Here is an 18,647-nt window from a genome sequence, read left to right as displayed (position 1 = left end):
GGAGATGTTTCACATGGAACACTTGATTGAAACAAAGCGATTGTCTTTGCAAATTGATTCTTTAAAAGGACAGAAACAAATCATTCTTAAAGATATCCATTTATCGATAAAGCCTGGGGAATTTGTGACCATTATGGGACCTTCCGGATGCGGGAAAACTTCCTTGCTTTATCAACTTAGCGGGATAGAAACAGCCTCAACAGGTGAAATCAAATATAAAGGACAATTACTATCAGAAATGACAGACAAACAGTTAACTGCTCTGCGATTAACAGATATGGGATTTGTCTTTCAACACAGCCACTTACTAAAAAATCTTAATCTATTTGACAACATCATTGCTGCAGCTTACTTAACAAAGAAAAAGCCGAGAAAAGAAGTAAATGAACGCGCTAGATATTTAATGGAAAAACTTGATATTGATCATTTAGCAGATAGATATTTGTCTGAAGTATCAGGAGGTCAGCTTCAAAGAGCCTCTATCTGTCGAGCGCTTATGAATGAACCAGACATTCTTTTCGCCGATGAACCAACAGGTGCTCTTAACTCCCATGCAACGAAGGAAGTGATGAATATATTTTCGAAAATCCATTCTGAAGGAGCAACACTACTACTTGTCACACATGACCCAAAGGTTGCTCTTCGTTCTGAAAGAATCATGTTTATGAATGACGGAGAAATAACAGCCAGCTTACATTTAGGGAAATATGATGACTCAACTGCCGAGAATCGAGAATTTAAATTAAATCAATGGCTGCAAAATTTAGGTTTTTAATTGGAGTAAAAACAGGCAGAAAGCTGCCTGTTCTACTTTTTCTGGCACTCAAACGAATAATCCATCGAAAAACGATTTGTTTCTAATATGATTTTGCCGCCTACTTGTTGACAAGATTCAGTCAGCAACTCTATTTCTTTGCTATAAAAGTATCTCTTTGACATATACAGAGTCACTAAAACGAGTAACAGCGTCGTCATGACCACTGTGATTTGCCAGTTTAAGATTTGAAATCTTTTTTTCATATCAACATCCTTTCTAACAGACTAGTGTTTGTGACTTTTGTGTGCTTCTATCAGTTTCTATTCCAAATTTGATCTAGCATCATCATAACTGATTTTCTTTAATAGATCGACCTTCCAACTGACCCATCGTTTACCTAAAATCTAGGATCTTTTTGATTGCTAGGAACCAAAGCAACTGTAACACCAAAGATATTACAAAATAAGATATGTACTTAATACCGTTCATATTAATTCGCACCCTTTATTAATGCACCGAGCGCTGGCGGATCCCCATCCTTGACTGCGCTCTTTCCAACGATTTTTATGATCTCAACAGTTAATTTACCCATAGCTTTTTTTAGATCAGTTGTTGCATTCCACCTGTAATAAACCCAATTCCAGTGAAGTCAATGATCTCGTTGATCACACATGATTTCCATAATTTTTTAGAAATTTCTATATCTCCTGGCTTGTAACTTATTGAGTTTTATCTATCAATGGATCCTATAAATTTGTTTTTTAATGTAATTTTAAGGTTTTTTTGTTTATGAACATGTTAAAATATAGAACGTTAGTAACTTAGGATTCTTTCAAAGATAGCAAGAGGGTTTCATCTTACAGGAAAATTTTTTAAGCTAAAAATTTAACAATTTACAATTTAATAGTTTTTTTATTGTAAAATACAGTTAGGAGTTGATTGTGAAATAATTAAGGAGAGATGAGGAGTCTATGAATAAAAAGTATAAATTTAATGTCACTGGTTTTATTATAATGATTATTTTTGTAGTTGTTATGTTTAATCTTACAATTAAAACTGAGAATTTCTATCTTATTCCTATCATGGTTTTGGGTGCTGTTATTATTCAATTTCTGTTTAATCACTTTATCAGATATGACTTTTTTAAAAAAATAAGTAAACGATGAGGTAAAATAAATGAAAAATAAAATGATTATTACTGGTTTAGCTGCATCACTCCTAATCGGTCTTCCGTTATCTGGAAGCGGAAGCAATGTTTTGAATGCTAAAGAAGGCAAAATACAAAATGATGAATTTAGTGGGATTGAAAAAGTTGAAGAAAATAAAATATTTCTTAATTCGGGAATTGTTGTAACTAAAGTAAGTGATGAAAAAACAACAGCAACTGATGAAGATGGGAATTTAGAATTTGAAGTAATTAGAAAATCTGAAAGTCAATTAGAATTAAAAAATTTAAAAACTGGCGAAGTTAAAGAAATTAAAATTAATTCAGAAGTATATTATGAAACTCCATTAGAACAAGCAAAAACAGATGCACTTATTAATAAAGATAATCAAGTATCAGAAGTAACTACATATGCAGCTGGTCCTCCGAAAGGATCAGTTAATGGATATAAATATAAGAGAACTACAAATCATAATACCTTACTAGATTCTGCTAAAGAAGGAGCTATAGTTGCTATTATTACATCAGTCTGTGGACCATTAGGTACTGCAGCAGGAGTAGCATATTCAATTGCTTCAGTATATAAAGCTTCAAAATCTAAAATGATGTATTGGAAAGAAAGAACTTATACAAAACAGATAGGGAAATGGCAACTTTCTGTAAAAACCCAATACAATTACTATAAAGATTCAAAGTATAAAAAATATATCAAGACTATTACAAAATATAAAACGTATCAAGGTGGAGGAATTTAATAATTCATCTATCCAAAAAACAGACTCAAATGAGTCTGTTTTTTTAATAAGAATGCCTTGTTGTATTAGTAACAGTAAAACTGATACATAAAAAATTTAAAAATTAGGGAAGATCAATGGTAAAGGGTCATTGTCATTTGTGTTCTATTTCCAAAATTGCCACCACTTTTTTGTTGAACTGCAGCAATCTGTTTTTTCATTTCTTCATTCTTTTTTAGAGCCTCTATGAAGTTTTTGTCGCGTTCCTCAAGCTTAGCCTCAATGTAGTGTTGTTGTTCATGAATTGTCTGAATAAGAGATTGGATGATTTGTTTTTGTTCATTCATTTGTGAGTGAAGAGTATTCCTTATGTCCTCTATCGACTCATTCAGCGTCAATGCTGTACTTTCTGTGTGATTGTCTATTGTGATAGTGATTGGATGTCCTTCATTAGTGAGGATGGTCTCAATGTTTTATATAGACTTTCCTTCTACGTATAAACCACGAATTTTTTTCAGCAAAGGAATGGACTCATTTGCTACTAAATAGCTTTTTCCGTTTTTCTTTATGTTCAAATGATGGCCATGTTGACGAATGTATCTTCGTAATGTGGTATCTGGTATTTGAAGTTCTTTCTCATTTATTTGTAATATACCAGTGATATTTTCGAACATAATCATAAAACCCAATGTATATATTCCTTTTTTAGACGATTAAAAAAAGATTTTAATCATTTGTAAAAACATTCAATCACCATTACAATTTCGTACATCACATGACCATAGGTCCTTTTTATTACCTCTTGGCAATCACCTCGCAGAAATGATTATATTCTTCCAAAAATTGTGATATCGTTTTTTAGTGAAACAGGTGAAAGGATCTTAAAGAGGTGAAATTTCATGGCTATCATTTCTGCTGAACAGGTGGGGAACCGTTTAAATGATTGGCGAATTGCGATTCGCAAGCATGATGTACACAGTGCTAACGCAATGTACACAGAATTAAAGCAATTGCTTCAAGAAATGGAAGAGAATCAGGAGGTCTTGACTTATTATTCATTGCTAGAAGGCAAGTATAAGCTCATGTTATATGAACGGAGAGGTAAAAAACTGTATGAACAGACAGAGTTAGATTGCCCCTCTAAAACAAACGACTTAATTGAATACTATTTTTACCTATACAAAGCCCTTTACGCTTCATATAACAGGGACTATGCATCAGCCATTGGTTTGTTTAAAATTGCCGAGAAAAAACTGCAAAACATTCCGGATGAAATAGAAGTAGCAGAATTTCATACGAAAATCGCAAACTTATATATGCTACTTCGTCAAAGCCTAATTTCTCTTCACTATATTCAGAATGCTATAGATATTTTCAAAAGTCATGAAGGATATGAAAGAAGACTAGCGACAGCCTTTGTCATCGCCGCTGCTAATTATATGGACATTGGCGACTTCATAAGAGCAGAAAACTACTACAAAAAAGCAATACACATCGCCGACAGTCTAAATGATCATTTTCTAACTTCACAGCTTTTTCATAATATCAGTATTCTATATGCTCAAACTGGAGAATCGAAAAAATGTATCGATGCCCTAGAAAAGGCTCTAAGTGATGAAAACTACCTCTCATCGTGCTATTTTCATCACTCCATGTTTATGTTAATAAAAGAGCTGCTCTCTATTGATGAAAGAACACAAGCTCTCTATTACTTCGAATTGGTCAACCAAAAACATGAATCAGAGAAATGCCCCATCTATACAGCAAAAATGAATTTGCTTTACCATCTGTATTTTACTGAAGATATGGTTCAAAAAGCTCAAGCCTGTTTCGATGAAATCAGCATTCTAAAAGAATTGAAGGATGCTGAAGGTGCCTGTGAATTAAGTGCACTAGCTGCAAAACACTTTGAAGATTTGGGTGCCATTGATCAAGCCTATCTCTTTTTAAAGGAAGCCTATCACATGAACCATCCTATACTTGACTGGAGGAATTCTAATGAAAAAAATGAGTTTATTGATCATCGCTTTAACCATCGTTGTTTTCGGACAAACAGCGTCTTTCAATTCATTAAATGAGACGAATCCTGGTACAACAGAACGACCTATCGGAACTTAATATAAAAATTGGTCATAGCAAAGAACCACTTACCTGATCTCAAGGCAAGTGGTTCCACCATTATTTTAATTGCTGATAAGACATGAGGCGGTGTATATGTACCGCAAGATAAGTAAGCTCATCATTAGGAATGACGATACTATGCACCTGTTTAATATAATCTTTGATTTTAAAAGCAACATCCATCGCCTGAGGATACAAGTGTGCAATTTGTTCAAACAACTCATTTTCTTGATCTGAGAGTAATTTATTTGCATAAAACCTTTCTACAAAGAACTTCACATGTGTAATGAACCGACTGTAATGAATATTCTCTTGGTCCATTTTCATATTCAATGTATAGCGCACAAGATTGACAATACTCCCGATCATTTTGGCATATTTCATGCCATCTTTTGAATCGGATTCTTCACCTAATGCATTAATTAAGTGAAAGGCAATATTGGCGGCTTCTTCTTTTGGTAATTGTATGCCCAATGTATCATTGACTAACTCAAGTGCGTACTTCCCTACTTCAAATTCTTCAGTATAATAATTTTTGATTTCCCAGTACACGCGATTCGTAATATTAATATTCTTTTTATATCGTTCGACAGCAAAATTCAAATGATCCATTAAGGTAAAATAAACACCTGAATTTAGATTTGCATTTAACCGTTTTTCTGCATATTGGACGATGCGCTGAGTTAAATCGATAAACTCTTGAGGCATTGAATCTAACAGTTGAAGAAATTCTTTTGCTCTCATGTTATCGACTGACATAAAGACTTGGTCCGCTTTTTTCTCTTCTATCATTTGGCCCGGTTTCTGTCCATAGCCAATCCCTCGGCCAAACAAAACCATCTCCTGTTGGTTCTGATCTTCAGCCAGGACCACACTCGAGTTTAAAACTTTTTTGATTTTAAACATCGTCATCACCTGTTTTCATGATTGTGGTGTTCAATCAAGCGATTCACCATTTGTCTCAATGACTTTTTGATACCAATAAAATGAGTCTTTTCGAGATCGTTTTAATGTCCCATTCCCATCGTCATCTTGATCTACGTGAATGAAGCCATAGCGTTTTGACATTTGTGATGTACCTGCACTAATAATATCAATTGAGCCCCAGCTCGTATATCCAAAGAGATCGACGCCTTCTTCAATCGCTTCTCTCATCTGACGGAAATGCTCTTTAAAATAGTTAATCCGATAGTCGTCATGGATAGAGCCATCACTTTCAACTACATCCTTTGCACCCATTCCATTTTCGACAATGATAAGAGGTTTTTGATAGCGATCATACAATTCGATTAAAGAAATTTTCAGACCAACCGGATCAATTTGCCAGCCCCAGTCAGTTGAAGGCAGATAAGGGTTTTTGACTCCACGAATCGTATTCCCTTCTGTCTGTTCTAACCCTTCTTGGGCTGATTCAGTTAAAGACATATAGTAGCTAAATGAGATAAAGTCTACTGTGTTTTCTTTTAGAATGGTGAGATCATCTGCTTCCATATGAATATGAATATTTTTTCTCTCAAGCATACGTGTAATCAGTGGCGGATATTCGCCAAACACCTGAACATCTGCATAGAAATAGTTTTCTATGTTTTGTTTCAAGGCTTGTTCCACATCATTCGGGTGACACGTATGCGGATACGTTGTCAATTTTGTCAGCATACACCCCACCTGGCTGCCTGGGATAATACGATGACAATCTGCTGTTACAAGAGCAGATGCGACAAATTGATGATGAAGCGCTTGATACACCGTCTCTTCTACTTTTCCTTCTGGGCAACGATCAGGAATAATTCCTGCAGTAATGAATGAGTGGCGGTGTATACTATCAATTTCATTAAAGGTGAGCCAATATTTCACATCATGTTGATAACGTTCGAAACAAACATTGGCGAATTTCACAAAGAGATCGACCACTTTTCTTTCAACCCAGCCGTTATATTTCACGCTAAGGGCTAAAGGCATTTCATAATGAGAGAGTGTCACAATCGGTTCTATGTTGAGTTTTTTCATTTCGGCAAATACACGATCATAAAATTGCAACCCTTTTTCATTCGGTTCAGCTTCTTCTCCAGTAGGGAAGATCCGACTCCACGCAATAGAAATGCGAAGTGTTTTAAAGCCCATTTCAGCAAATAGAGCCAAATCCTCTTTATAGTGATGATAGAAATCAATACCTCTTCGTTTTGGGTACTTTTTATCGTCTGGATCTTTTATTGCACGATCTATATTTTCAGAAGTCACAGCAAGATGTCCTTCATAATCTTCTACACTTAAATTGGAACGATACATTGCAATATCTGCAACTGATGGTCCCTTTCCATCTATATTCCAGGCGCCTTCTGCCTGGTTGGCGGCAATGGCGCCGCCCCATAAAAATCCTTTTGGAAAACCTTTAATTGTTGTCATATGATTAGCCTCCTAATTGTGTGACAACCATCAATGTATCTTGACGATTGACCTCTTGTAATGGCTGTACCTTTATATCATATTGATCTGTATTTGTGATTACAGCAAGTGTAACTGGATCATAACCTGCTGCTATGATTTTTTCTACATCAAATTCAATCAGTAAATCTCCTGCTTGAACACGTTCTCCTGCCTGCACTTTTGGATGAAAATACTGTCCTTCCAGCTGAACGGTATCGATGCCAATGTGGAATAATACTTCAACCCCTTGGTCCGTTTTCATACCAAGTGCGTGATGTGTTTCGAACAGCAAGGTCACCTCGCCATCAACTGGTGCATAAAGCGCTCCTTTTGAAGGTACAATGGCAATTCCTTCTCCCATGACCTTTGAAGAGAAAATATCATCTTTTACTTCAGATAGAGAGATCATTTGACCAATTACAGGGCTTTTGAATGTTTCACCTGCTCCAATTTGTTCAGCAAATGCAGCTTGGTCAATTGTCTCTTCTACTGTTTTATCCTTACCTAATACAAAAGCAGCGATAAAAGCGACAATAAACGAAATGACTGCTCCAATGACAGCAAACATCAGATTTCGCGGGAGCTCATCTGATATAAACATCGACATACTTGCTAATCCAGGGCCAACAAGTACAAAGGCTTGTATACCAACTAATCCAATGAAGATCCCGCCAACAAACGAACCAATCATGACACTTCCAAGGACTCGCTTATTTTGAAGTGTCACACCATACAAAGCAGGCTCTGTGATACCAAAAAATGCTGAAATCCCTGCCGAAATGGCTGTTGATCTGAGTACCTTGTCTTTTGTGCGTAGTGCCACAGCGAAACACGCTCCACTTTCTGCAATATTATGCGCAAGTGATGCTGGTAAATAAAGTGCTTCTTTCCCAAGGTTCCCCATCGTTGTGACTGCATAAGGGACCATTGCTTTGTGCATACCTGACGCGACCATGAATGGAAGGACTGCTGCTAAAATTGCGACAGCTACCCAGCCTACTGTATTAAACATTGCAAGAATAATGGAGGAAAAACCTTGTCCTGCTGTAAAACCAATCGGTCCTAATAGAAGTAACGTAACTGGTACAGTAATGACCAATGACATCATTGGGACAAAGAAAATCCGAATTGGTTTTGGTGAAAATCGTGTAAAGAATTTTTCCATTTGAGCGTAAAGCAATACAGAAAGGATTGCTGGAAACACTTGATACGCATAAGCTATATTTTTTACGTCGAATGACATCAATTGCGCACCTTCAGTAAGCATGGCCGTCATGTTTGGAAGAAGGAGCGCACCGACTGCTGATAATGCGACCAGTGGGTTTACTTTTAGTTTATTGGCAGTCGTTACAGCGACTAGTAAAGGCAGGAAGTAAAGAGGTGCGTCCCCTACCATGTTCAGTATTTGATAGGTTTGGCCCTTTGCATCCATCCAGCCTAATAAAGAGAAAAGGAGAAGAAATGATTTTAAAATCCCTCCGCCTGCGATAGCTGGAACAAGCGGCTGGAAGACACCTACAATGAAATCTAACAGAACTGTGCCTGCTTTTCTTTTTTCTTTTGGCTGATTGGATGGCACGTCTTGACCAGACGAGCTGCCGCCCATTAATTTTGTTATCTTTTGATACACTTCAATCACGTCATTCCCAATGACCACTTGGCATTGTCCTGACATTCTGACAGCTATGACACCTGGTGTTTTTTCTAGTGCTGGTACATCTGCTTTTTTCTGATCAATTAGTGTGAAGCGAAGTCTTGTTGAACAGTGCTCAAGGTGCGCGATGTTTTCTTTGCCACCTACATGCTGTAAAACGTCTTTGGCAACCTGTGTGTAATCCATTTCTTCTCCCCCTTTTCTCATACATGAGACCTATATTTTGGTAATAAAAAAAGGACCTAAAACGACAAATTAAAGAAATTCATCGTTTTTAGATCCTGCCTGCATGACCAGTCACATGTCTAATTTATCAATATTGGATTTGATTTTAGTATATATTGAGTTAATGTAAGCGTCAACATATATTTATTGAATTAAACATTTTTTTATAAGTCTAATGTCATCAAAACGACCTCATTTTACTTTAGAGGACATTTAAATCAAAAAAGTCAGATAGTCTCATATGTCCTATCTGACTTGATTGTTATCTTTATTTTTTCTTTGCTTTTTTCTTTGCGGCTTTTTTAAATGCTTCTACTTGCTTTTGATATTGTTTCTTATTCACAGCTTTTAGCTTCATTTTTTCATTCTTTTTCCAAAACGGTAACTCAATATAGGAAGCTTCTATATCAGATGATCCTATCATCTTAGACAGGCCACCCTTTATTTTTGGTGTGGGATATACCCAAAAGTTTTTAAAACCTGTGATTCCAACTGCTTGATATTTTTCTTTTTTCAATGGCTTACTTTTCTTCCCTGTGGCTTTGGAGATTGTAATAGCCCCTGAAAAATCCCCTTCAAAAACGGCTTCTTCGATATCAAGGAAAATTTGATATGAATTGTTTTTTGCTGTATACAAATAGCCGTAGGCTTTATTTAAATTGTCTGTGTATTTCCCTATGATCTCATAGTAACGGTCTTCTGCTGTATCCACGTACTCATCATAGCGCTTATCAATGGCTTTTTTGTATTCTTTTAATTTCTTCTCATCAACAGCTTGATATCGTTTACTTTTCTTTGCCCCTTGCTTTTTGACCATGAGGTCTTTTCCAGAAAAATAAATGTCATATACGATTGTTTTCTTCTTTTGTTGGATTTTAAGTTTGTATCCTTTTTTCGTGGTTTTCCCCGTTAGTTTGTATTTTGTTTTCACCATAAAAGGTTCAATTGGATCAACCTTAACACCCTTACCGTTTAGGTAACCCGTGACCTTGCCTTTCTTTTCAGTCACCTTCAGCCAACTGACATTGTCCTTTGTTTTATAGGCATATGCATAAGATTGATTCAGTGATTCTTTTTTAGCAGATGCTTTGTTTCCTCCAAAACTTCCAACACCAATCAATAGTGCAACAATCATGAACAATATTCCTATGTTCCTCAACTTCATTTGTACACCCTCCATTCTTTTATGAATAGATGCGCAAGCACTTTACACATCAAGTATATATTACCATATTTATGATTTATCTCCTGTATTTTAAAAATATAAAACTATAATTATTATTTTCTTGCTTTTTATTCATTTCAAATTTATTATATATCTAATTGATATATCTTTTAGATAGGTGTGCTGATATGAAAAAATACAATGATACGACGTATGCGATTTTAGGTATTTTAACGACAGATTGTAAGTCAGGGTATGAAGTGAAGCAATTAATTGATAAGAGCTTGCATCATTTTTGGAAAATTAGTTATGGACAAATCTATCCTGCTTTAAAGTTTATAGTCGAGGAAGGACTTGCTGAGGTTTCACCTGCTTCTACGACTGGCCGCTCCGACAAGCGGGAATATCATCTGACTGAAAAAGGGCTGGACACGTTAAGACAATGGCTGGCGAAGCCGCTCGATCAGTTACCAGCAGAACGAAATGAAGTGTTATTAAAATTATTCTTCGGTCAATATCTTTCGTTTGAGAAAAAGCTGGTGCTTCTACAGGATTATGAAAGGCAGCTTCGTATCCGTTATGAGACCTATGTTTCGATTGAAGAAAACATTCAAGAGCTTTATCCAGATGAAGCGGATGCGAAGTATTGGCTGTTTACTTTAGATTACGGAAAAAGAGTGGCTCAAGCAGGAATTGATTGGTGCTTGGAAACATCCCATTTGATGAAGAAGGAAGGGTAAATGAATGAAAAAATACATACGTGCTGGCAGGTTTACAACAGAGAATTCTGACTCGATTGTTGTGTTTATCATCGGCATGCGGATCAACAAACGCTGGGCGGTTCATCAATGGCTGCCTGTGTTCATGGCGATGCCTGGCATGATCAAAGAACTGTATACCCATCAAGACGAGCTTGGTTTCCTCGGGACAGAAAATTACTTCGGTTTACGCACGACAGCCATGATCCAATATTGGAAGTCAACAGATGACCTCCTTGCCTATGCGAAGATGGAGAAACATTTGGCGGCTTGGAAGAACTTTCATCAGAGAGCACAGAACAATGACGCAGTGGGCATTTATCATGAAACCTATCAAATTCAAGCCGGCTCGTATGAATCCGTCTATGTGAACATGCCTTCCTACGGACTGAGCCAAGCGAGAGCTCCTATTCCAATTGGTAAAGGAAAACAAACAGCGAAAGAACGGCTGAAAACAACAAATTCCTAGAGCGCGAATCTCTAGGAATTTCTTTTTGCAACGGTCACAAAATGCTTTAATATGCGGGCTGTTAATCCCCAAATGGTATAGTTTTCATAATCATAAAACCATTCCTCTATCGAACGGCTCCCCCAGTGGTACTTCTCACCATTCATGATTTTTTCATAAGGAAAATCGTCAGCAGGTGTTGGCTGAACGGATACATGATGTAAGTACGGCTCATATTGGCTGAGCCATGATAGAGGCACGGTAAAGGTCTCTTCTACTTCTTCTTGATTGAAGGAGTGTTTCACTTTTTGTACATCAATGATACCGACATATGGGTAGACCACGAAGGATGGAGAAGCAATGTAAGGACTGAGCTGTCCAAGAATCTCCACCGATTCTGGCGGAATGCCCAGCTCTTCATGTGTTTCTCGCAGTGCAGCTTCCTGTGCCGTTTCGCTGCCATCGAGTTTGCCACCAGGGAAGCTAATATCACCCGGCTGTTTTCTCATGGTCAGCGATCGCACCTCAAATAAAATATGCCATTCCCCGTTTAATTGCACCAAAGGAACAAGGACCGCAGCTTTGAACGCTGTCTCTTCTCCAATAAATAACGGTTGTGATTGAAGTAAGTCATTTTTTAATTGGTCAATGAACACGGACATCACCTGTTTTCTGTTTCTCTTTCCTTTAGCGTATCATGGTTCACCTTTTGATTAAAGATGATCTTTCTGACAATTATTTTTATCAATTTGACAACTAAACTTGTCAAATTGAATATAATACTTTACAATCAAAGAAAGATTTCAATCAAAGTTGAGGTGACAGAATGAAAAATCGGCTAAAAGAGCTTCGTGCGCGTGATGGGTTGAACCAAACTGAGCTTGCCAAGCGTGCAAAGGTTTCTCGTCAGACCATCAGCTTAATGGAACGAGATGAACTAATGCCGTCTCTTTTGCTTGCTGTTAAGCTTTCACGAATTTTTCAGGAACCCATTGAACGTATTTTTCTATTCGAGGAGGATGAACTCACATGAAAACTGTATACAAAATGCTCTTAGGTGCTCTCCTTGGCTTTCTCGGCGCTTACTGTCTGCTGGCTGCCGAATTTGAAATGACACTTCTTGATATTGCATTCGAAGCGACTCTTGTCTTCAGTGGATTGACGATTCTATTGATTGTTTATTGTTTTTCAGGGATTTCACGTATGAAAAAAAGAGTATCTCTTTCAGTATCTGGAGATGAAGAGGATGAACTGGAAGCAAAACAGTCTCGTACCTTTAATGATGTGTCTTTATCCAATACGGTGAGTACCATTTTATCCATTATTGCCATCGGTATGGCTATCGTTACCGAACAGCCTATTTGGCTGATTCTGGTCAATGTTGCTTTATTTATCGTCACCATTATTAGTTCTTATGTAGCGATATCCGTTCTAAAGCTTGTCTACCCTAATCGCGACCTACCAAGCCCCACTGACAAAGATTATAGTAAAAAGCTGCTCGCTATTTCGGACGAAGGTGAAAAGCATGTGATGCTGGGAGGGCTGTTTCATACGTATCAATTGATGAATATCCTATTGATCGGTGCCATGTTTATTTTGATTGTGTATTCCCTCGGCGCCAATCACTCTCAGCTCTTCTCGATCATAGTGATTGGACTTGTTTTGATTATTTTGAATGCAAATTATATGTTGAAGATTAGAAATCGTTAAACGAACAAAAGCACAACCTAATGCAAAGGCTGTGCTTTTTTCCGTCCATTATGACGCACGGCGTTTCTTTCGTGCATAAATCAATAATAAGAAACCAAACCAAACCGGTGTTAATAAGAGTGCCGGACGTGTTGCATCCGCAAACAGCATGATCACAAGAATGGCAGCGAAGAGCACTAGAACACAAATATTCACAAAAGGTGTGAACGGTGCTTTAAAGGTAGATGCTGCATGCAGTTCAGGCTGTGTTTTTTTATATTTCAAATGACAAATTAAAATAATACTCCATACCCAAATGAAACAAATAGCGCTGATGGTTGTGACAATACCAAAGGCTTGTTCCGGAATCAGCTTGCTTAAAAGAGCACCGACCGATACCACAATCGTTGAAACGAATAGTGCATTACTTGGAACAGCGTGCTTGTTCAGACGGCCAAAGGAAGATGGTCCCTGTTTTTGATGACTGAGATTATACAGAATTCGGCTCGTTGAGAACATACCGCTATTACAAGCAGAAGCCGCAGACGTCAGGACAACAAAATTAATGAGTCCCGCTGCTACCGGGATTCCAATCAGTCCAAAGGTTTTTACAAAAGAACTTTCTGATGGACTGAGCTCAGTCCATGGGTTGATACATAACAAGACAAAAATGGCACCCACATAGAAAAATAGTATTCTTAATGGAATTTTATTAATCGCAGACGGGATATTTTTTTGCGGATTGGCTGTTTCTGCTGCGGACACACCGACCAGTTCCACTCCCACATACGCAAAAATCACCATCTGGAATGACAGTAAGAAGCCTGTGACACCATGAGGGAATAGTCCGCCGTGTGACCAAAGATTTGTTACCGTCACTGGACCTGCATCTGTTTGAAAACCAATAATTAAAAGGACAATTCCAACGCCGATCAATAATAGAATCGTAATCACTTTAATGAGTGCAAACCAAAATTCCATTTCTCCGAAAAGCTTCACCGTTAATAAATTAAACCCTAGTAAAATCAACAAACAAATGATAGCAGGAATCCATTGCGGGATGTCAAACCAATACTGCACATACACTCCGACTGCAATGACATCCGCCATCGCGGTCATAATCCAGCAAAACCAATACGTCCACCCTGTCACAAAGGAAGCCCACGGACCAAGGTAGTCCTCTGCAATATCGGTTAATGACTGATAGCCTGTCTTCGATAAAAGCAATTCACCAAGTGCCCTCATGACAAAAAAGATCGCCATTCCGACAATTAAATAAGCAAAAATGATCGATGGACCTGCCAATTGAATGGCCTTTCCAGAGCCTAAAAACAGCCCTGTTCCAATGGTTCCGCCAATTGCAATCAACTGAACATGGCGGTTTGATAAATCTCGTTTTAATTCTTGTTGTTCCAATGCTAACGCCCTCCTACGACACGATCTTATACTGAAATAATGAACCCTCAAAAAGTCCATAAAAAAAGAGATTGGATGCGCTCCAATCTCACGGTCATAAAAGAATAGCAAAATAGAGAAAAGCAATACACGGCGTCATCCATGCATTACAAATACAATATTTCGTACTCTTCTGTCCTTTTGCCTGAGATTGTGAACCCTTCGGCGCCGCACATACATGCGGTCTCTCCAGAAGCTGCTCCTGCCATAGTGTGACCCACAGCAATCATAGCCTTCGTTATTTACTTAAAATGTTGCTATTTCTGAATAATTTCATATTTTACGCCTCTAGAAGAAAGCTGTCAATGGAAATCTTTGATTTCTGTCACTCTAGCTGACTACACTTCATCAACACCCCTCATTAAGGTATAATAAATCAAAAGATGTTCGGCTCGTTTGATGGAGAATTCCATCCTGACCATGAACCAAGTTAGGCAATCCATTGAAGTTGGTGAAGATAAATGAAAAAAATGAACAAACAGCGTGTCACATTACAGGAAGTCGCCCGTCATGCCGGTGTATCGACTTCAACGGCCTCACTCGTTGTTCGAAACAACCCAAGAATCTCTGAAGTCACTCGAAAAAAGGTCCTGCAATCTATGGAGGAATTAGGATACGTGTATGACCGCGTCGCTGCTAACATGCGGTCAAAAAGTTCAAATATTGTAGGTGTGATTGTCACGGATATTTCAAACACGTTTATTTCTGAGTTTTTAATCGGCGTGCAAACCACACTTGAATCACTGGGCTATACCGTTTTACTTGGGACAACCTTTGACAGTGTCGATAAGCAGGAACGGCTCATTTCTACCATGGTAGAGCACCGAGTTGGCGGGATCATTTTAAACCCAGCTTCGAAAAGCTCTGCTCGGACGGTCAAACAATTAAATCAAATTCGCACCCCAAAAGTATTGGCAAATCGTGAATTAGCGGATGTGCATTGTGACTATGTCGGCGCTGATTATGAACAAGGCACTTGGATGGCGGTCCATCATCTTCTTCAAAAGGGACATCGGCGCATTGCCTTTTTAGGCGGCATCAAGGCCTCCTCGACTTGGATCGACCGAATGAAAGGGTTCAAAAGAGCCCACGATGAGGCAAACCTAACAATTGATGAATCTCTTATTATTGATATGGAACCGACTCGTGAAGGCGGGAAAGAAGCACTCGCCCAAGTCATCGATCAGCCCGAACCTCCTACAGCTATTTTTTGTTTTAGTGACTTAGTTGCGTTTGGGGTCATTCAAGGACTGACATCACGTGACATCAAGCCTGGTGAAGATATCGATGTAGTTGGATTCGATAACATCCCTGAAGCGGAAATGTATCACCCACCGCTCACCACTGTGTCTTCATTCCCACGGTCCATCGGGGTAAAAGCAGCGAACCTTTTATATCATAAAATGAACGGGCAGGATGAAGAGCTGCAGCGATTGATCTTAAAACCTCAACTTCATATCAGAGAAACCTCTACCTCATCGTGAAAAGGAGAATTGTGTACAGCAATTCTCTTTTTTTATTGAGCAAGTCAATCATTTCTTTGTTTCATTTTTCTTTTTTTAAATCACAAAGTCATAAACTTGACACATTTTAAACACAGGAGTATATTTATCTCGTTGCTTCTTTTAGTATATCGTTATACCTTTTTCTGTGTATCGTTGTTTTTATTCAACATCAGTTAAAAGTGGGATTTTCTGATTCTGATCAAATTATGAAGATTCACTTTCTCATCAAGGCTATTTTTATTTTTATATTTTAGTAGAACGATGTACTTAATTGAAGAACAGATGAATATTCATTATTTTTTCATCAATCACATAAGGGGTGTTGTGATGGGCTTTATGTACATTCATAGAAAGAACAACCGACATACAAAGAATTTAACCCTAAAAGGGTTGCAAATATAGGAGTGGGAACATGAAAAATCCTTATATTAAATCGTCACTCGGCATGTATTTAAATTACTTCATGCTCGGCATGATCAATATCATTGTAGCGTCCAATATGGATAGCTTATCTGAACGCTACCATGTGGATATTACGAAAATCAGCTTGCTTGTATCGGCGATCGGAATTGGTAAACTGATTGCTCTCTTTTTCTCTGGCCGGTTAGCAGACCGCTGGGGACGTAAGCCTGTCATTATTACAGGAAACTTTCTTTACTTATTATTCTTAATCGGTATTCCAACGACAACGAATTATACACTGGCTTTTATCTTTGCGATTTCAGCTGGGATTGCAAACTCATTACTTGATTCGGGAACATATCCTGCTTTGACAGAATCGTTTCCTAAAAAGGCAAGTTCAGCTTCTGTTTTAGTGAAGGCGTCCGTTTCAATTGGAGCGACTGTTCTTCCATTTATCTTGGCGTTCCTTATTGCACATGACATCTTCTGGGGCTGGGCGTTCTTTGGACTAGGACTTCTTTATTTACTTGTAGGGATTTACTTGATCTTTATGCCGTTCCCGAACCATAAGCAAGTCTCTTCACAAGATGACCTTCCAGTGCAGGAACAAATGAAGGAAGAACCTAAAATGTTGGGTGAAGGCTTAGCCGTCGTGCTCATGGGATTCACGTCTACTGCATTGTTTGTCGTATGGCAAACGTGGCTTCCACAGCTCGGATTGAAATTGATTGGGCTTGGCGCAGGACAAGCGACACAGCTTCTTTCTTATTTTAGTATTGGTGCCCTTGTGTCAGTTCTACTGCTCTCAATTGTATTAGATAAATTCATTTCGCCGATTATGGTCGCAATCATTTATCCAGTTGGAGCATTTCTTGCCATGCTTTCACTATTTCAAATTGAAACGTATAGCATTGTCATTGTCAGCACCTTTTTCTTAGGATTATTTACAGCAGGGATCTTCCAGCTGGCGATGAGTATTATGATGAAATTATTCCCTACAAACAAAGCAACGGCTTCATCATACGTCAACATTGCGGCAAGCTCAGCGTTTATTCTTGTGCCGCTCATTACAAGTGGGTTGGTCAGCACGTACGATATTAAAATGACGTTATTTTTCGATATGATCATTGCGGTTATTAGCGTATTGTTAGCAATCTTTGTTCTTGGACGCATGAAAAAATTGTTTAGATAATTAAAGGAGATGTCAATCATGACAAACATACATGAACGTAATATTGATGGAAAAACAAAATTAGTAGGCCTTCTTGCTACACCAATCGGACACAGCCTGTCACCACGTATGCATAACCTTGGCTATACACTAACAGGGATCAACTACGCTTACCTCGCATTTGAAGTAGGGAATGAGGAACTAGAAGCAGCTGTCAACGGTATGAAAGCAATGGGTGCAGCTGGGTTTAACGTTTCTATGCCGAACAAAATGAAAGTGCTAGACTACTTAGATGAACTAGATGATTCTGCAAAATACACACGTGCAAGTAACACCGTCGTAAACAAAGATGGCAAACTGATTGGCTACAACACAGATGGTCTTGGTTACGTGAGAAACTTGATTGAACATGGCGTTGAATTAGCTGGACAAAAGGTCACACTAGTCGGATCTGGCGGAGCTGCAACACCGATTGCCATTCAGCTTGCACAATCAGGTATTCGTGAAATTAGTATTTTTGCTCGTAATGATCAATACTTTGTTCAAGCGGAAGAAAATGTGACTTACATCAACGAAGAAATGACATCATTCGGTGTGAAAGCAAACATTTTCCCACTTGAAGACAAAGAAGCGTTCCGCCGTGAAGTAGCTGAAAGTGCCATCTTAGCAAATGGGACAAGCCTTGGCATGAAACCACTAGATCAGCTCAGCATCATCGATGATACGCTTGATGTCCTGCGTGAAGATTTAATCGTGACAGACGTCGTATACAACCCGCAAAAAACAAAGCTTCTTGCGCAAGCACAGGAGGCTGGCGCCAAAACCATTAACGGTCTTGGCATGATGTTATGGCAAGGGGCACTTGCTTACAAACTCTTTACTGGTGAAGATATGCCAGTTGATCAAGTGAAACAAATTCTTTTTGAAAATGACCGTTTCTAAACAAAAGAAAGACGACTTCCTGAGCGGAGGTC

18 protein-coding genes and 1 riboswitch are annotated in these 18,647 nt (G+C 38.2%); of the genes, 10 read left to right on the top strand and 8 right to left on the bottom strand.

Annotated features, from left to right (window positions below):
- Positions 1–13 precede the first annotated feature (13 nt).
- Complete coding sequence (locus C6W21_RS10470) at positions 14–775, top strand: ABC transporter ATP-binding protein (protein ID WP_106050321.1); 762 nt, start codon at positions 14–16, stop codon at positions 773–775.
- A 32-nt stretch (positions 776–807) separates the two neighbouring features.
- Here the strand turns inward: C6W21_RS10470 and C6W21_RS10465 are convergent, their stop codons facing one another.
- The gene (locus C6W21_RS10465; RefSeq protein WP_106050320.1) at positions 808–1,020 is read right to left on the bottom strand and encodes a hypothetical protein; all 213 of its coding nucleotides are present in this window, start codon (positions 1,018–1,020) and stop codon (positions 808–810) included.
- Between the two features lie 913 nt (positions 1,021–1,933).
- On the opposite strand from C6W21_RS10465, the gene C6W21_RS10455 reads away from it, so the two are divergent.
- A complete protein-coding gene (locus tag C6W21_RS10455) occupies positions 1,934–2,677 on the top strand; it encodes a hypothetical protein (RefSeq protein WP_106050318.1) in 744 nt (247 codons plus the stop codon).
- A 113-nt stretch (positions 2,678–2,790) separates the two neighbouring features.
- On the opposite strand, the gene C6W21_RS10450 is transcribed toward C6W21_RS10455, so the two are convergent.
- On the bottom strand, positions 2,791–3,054 hold the full coding sequence (locus C6W21_RS10450; protein ID WP_142392853.1) for a DUF3967 domain-containing protein: 264 nt from the start codon (positions 3,052–3,054) through the stop codon (positions 2,791–2,793).
- 501 nt (positions 3,055–3,555) lie between these two features.
- On the opposite strand from C6W21_RS10450, the gene C6W21_RS10440 reads away from it, so the two are divergent.
- Positions 3,556–4,734: a Rap family tetratricopeptide repeat protein gene (locus tag C6W21_RS10440; protein ID WP_106050315.1), complete on the top strand. Its 1,179-nt coding sequence runs from the start codon at positions 3,556–3,558 to the stop codon at positions 4,732–4,734.
- 100 nt (positions 4,735–4,834) lie between these two features.
- On the opposite strand, the gene C6W21_RS10435 is transcribed toward C6W21_RS10440, so the two are convergent.
- The 4 genes from C6W21_RS10435 to C6W21_RS10420 all read right to left on the bottom strand — a co-directional run bounded on the left by C6W21_RS10435 (position 4,835) and on the right by C6W21_RS10420 (position 10,245).
- Positions 4,835–5,683 carry a PRD domain-containing protein gene (locus C6W21_RS10435; RefSeq protein ID WP_106050314.1) on the bottom strand — a complete coding sequence of 283 codons (849 nt, stop codon included), beginning with the start codon at positions 5,681–5,683 and terminating at the stop codon, positions 4,835–4,837.
- A gap of 30 nt (positions 5,684–5,713) precedes the next feature.
- Positions 5,714–7,180: a glycoside hydrolase family 1 protein gene (locus C6W21_RS10430; RefSeq protein WP_106050313.1), complete on the bottom strand. Its 1,467-nt coding sequence runs from the start codon at positions 7,178–7,180 to the stop codon at positions 5,714–5,716.
- A 4-nt stretch (positions 7,181–7,184) separates the two neighbouring features.
- Positions 7,185–9,041, bottom strand: a complete 1,857-nt coding sequence (locus C6W21_RS10425) for a beta-glucoside-specific PTS transporter subunit IIABC (protein WP_106050312.1) — start codon at positions 9,039–9,041, stop codon at positions 7,185–7,187.
- 307 nt (positions 9,042–9,348) lie between these two features.
- Entirely contained in the window at positions 9,349–10,245 is an 897-nt protein-coding gene (locus C6W21_RS10420; RefSeq protein WP_142392852.1) for a hypothetical protein, read from the bottom strand.
- A gap of 188 nt (positions 10,246–10,433) precedes the next feature.
- On the opposite strand from C6W21_RS10420, the gene C6W21_RS10415 reads away from it, so the two are divergent.
- Both C6W21_RS10415 and C6W21_RS10410 read left to right on the top strand, forming a co-directional pair.
- Positions 10,434–10,985 carry a PadR family transcriptional regulator gene (locus C6W21_RS10415; RefSeq protein ID WP_106050310.1) on the top strand — a complete coding sequence of 184 codons (552 nt, stop codon included), beginning with the start codon at positions 10,434–10,436 and terminating at the stop codon, positions 10,983–10,985.
- Between the two features lie 4 nt (positions 10,986–10,989).
- The gene (locus C6W21_RS10410) at positions 10,990–11,472 is read left to right on the top strand and encodes a DUF4188 domain-containing protein (RefSeq protein WP_106050309.1); all 483 of its coding nucleotides are present in this window, start codon (positions 10,990–10,992) and stop codon (positions 11,470–11,472) included.
- An 11-nt stretch (positions 11,473–11,483) separates the two neighbouring features.
- Here C6W21_RS10410 and C6W21_RS10405 read toward each other — a convergent pair whose 3' ends face one another.
- Complete coding sequence (locus C6W21_RS10405; protein ID WP_106050308.1) at positions 11,484–12,107, bottom strand: NUDIX hydrolase; 624 nt, start codon at positions 12,105–12,107, stop codon at positions 11,484–11,486.
- A gap of 170 nt (positions 12,108–12,277) precedes the next feature.
- On the opposite strand from C6W21_RS10405, the gene C6W21_RS10400 reads away from it, so the two are divergent.
- A complete protein-coding gene (locus tag C6W21_RS10400; RefSeq protein WP_034323321.1) occupies positions 12,278–12,484 on the top strand; it encodes a helix-turn-helix transcriptional regulator in 207 nt (68 codons plus the stop codon).
- Positions 12,481–13,161 carry a DUF3169 family protein gene (locus tag C6W21_RS10395; protein WP_106050307.1) on the top strand — a complete coding sequence of 227 codons (681 nt, stop codon included), beginning with the start codon at positions 12,481–12,483 and terminating at the stop codon, positions 13,159–13,161. Before C6W21_RS10400 ends, C6W21_RS10395 begins: the two co-directional genes overlap by 4 nt.
- A 48-nt stretch (positions 13,162–13,209) precedes the next feature.
- Here C6W21_RS10395 and C6W21_RS10390 read toward each other — a convergent pair whose 3' ends face one another.
- Positions 13,210–14,556 carry an amino acid permease gene (locus C6W21_RS10390; RefSeq protein ID WP_106050306.1) on the bottom strand — a complete coding sequence of 449 codons (1,347 nt, stop codon included), beginning with the start codon at positions 14,554–14,556 and terminating at the stop codon, positions 13,210–13,212.
- A gap of 162 nt (positions 14,557–14,718) precedes the next feature.
- Positions 14,719–14,798: riboswitch (glycine riboswitch) on the bottom strand.
- A 258-nt stretch (positions 14,799–15,056) separates the two neighbouring features.
- Here C6W21_RS10390 and C6W21_RS10385 point away from each other — a divergent pair.
- The 3 genes from C6W21_RS10385 (at position 15,057) to C6W21_RS10375 (ending at position 18,615) form a co-directional block, all read left to right on the top strand.
- Entirely contained in the window at positions 15,057–16,079 is a 1,023-nt protein-coding gene (locus tag C6W21_RS10385; RefSeq protein ID WP_106050305.1) for a LacI family DNA-binding transcriptional regulator, read from the top strand.
- 433 nt (positions 16,080–16,512) lie between these two features.
- Entirely contained in the window at positions 16,513–17,694 is a 1,182-nt protein-coding gene (locus C6W21_RS10380; protein WP_106050304.1) for an MFS transporter, read from the top strand.
- A gap of 18 nt (positions 17,695–17,712) precedes the next feature.
- The gene (locus C6W21_RS10375) at positions 17,713–18,615 is read left to right on the top strand and encodes a quinate/shikimate dehydrogenase (protein WP_106050303.1); all 903 of its coding nucleotides are present in this window, start codon (positions 17,713–17,715) and stop codon (positions 18,613–18,615) included.
- Positions 18,616–18,647: the final 32 nt, after the last annotated feature.

This window comes from Bacillus sp. NMCN1 (assembly GCF_002998085.1).
GTDB lineage: Bacteria > Bacillota > Bacilli > Bacillales > Bacillaceae > Bacillus.
This window is presented reverse-complemented; position numbering and strand designations above follow the sequence as displayed.

Coding starts and splice junctions, on each gene's coding strand:
- C6W21_RS10380 (WP_106050304.1), top strand. CDS start 16,513: ATGAAAAATCCTTATATTAAATCGTCACTCGGCATGTATTTAAATTAC.
- C6W21_RS10400 (WP_034323321.1), top strand. CDS start 12,278: ATGAAAAATCGGCTAAAAGAGCTTCGTGCGCGTGATGGGTTGAACCAA.
- C6W21_RS10455 (WP_106050318.1), top strand. CDS start 1,934: ATGAAAAATAAAATGATTATTACTGGTTTAGCTGCATCACTCCTAATC.
- C6W21_RS10395 (WP_106050307.1), top strand. CDS start 12,481: ATGAAAACTGTATACAAAATGCTCTTAGGTGCTCTCCTTGGCTTTCTC.
- C6W21_RS10470 (WP_106050321.1), top strand. CDS start 14: ATGGAACACTTGATTGAAACAAAGCGATTGTCTTTGCAAATTGATTCT.
- C6W21_RS10465 (WP_106050320.1), bottom strand. CDS start 1,020: ATGAAAAAAAGATTTCAAATCTTAAACTGGCAAATCACAGTGGTCATG.
- C6W21_RS10410 (WP_106050309.1), top strand. CDS start 10,990: ATGAAAAAATACATACGTGCTGGCAGGTTTACAACAGAGAATTCTGAC.
- C6W21_RS10420 (WP_142392852.1), bottom strand. CDS start 10,245: ATGAAGTTGAGGAACATAGGAATATTGTTCATGATTGTTGCACTATTG.
- C6W21_RS10375 (WP_106050303.1), top strand. CDS start 17,713: ATGACAAACATACATGAACGTAATATTGATGGAAAAACAAAATTAGTA.
- C6W21_RS10425 (WP_106050312.1), bottom strand. CDS start 9,041: ATGGATTACACACAGGTTGCCAAAGACGTTTTACAGCATGTAGGTGGC.
- C6W21_RS10415 (WP_106050310.1), top strand. CDS start 10,434: ATGAAAAAATACAATGATACGACGTATGCGATTTTAGGTATTTTAACG.
- C6W21_RS10435 (WP_106050314.1), bottom strand. CDS start 5,683: ATGTTTAAAATCAAAAAAGTTTTAAACTCGAGTGTGGTCCTGGCTGAA.
- C6W21_RS10440 (WP_106050315.1), top strand. CDS start 3,556: ATGGCTATCATTTCTGCTGAACAGGTGGGGAACCGTTTAAATGATTGG.
- C6W21_RS10430 (WP_106050313.1), bottom strand. CDS start 7,180: ATGACAACAATTAAAGGTTTTCCAAAAGGATTTTTATGGGGCGGCGCC.
- C6W21_RS10385 (WP_106050305.1), top strand. CDS start 15,057: ATGAAAAAAATGAACAAACAGCGTGTCACATTACAGGAAGTCGCCCGT.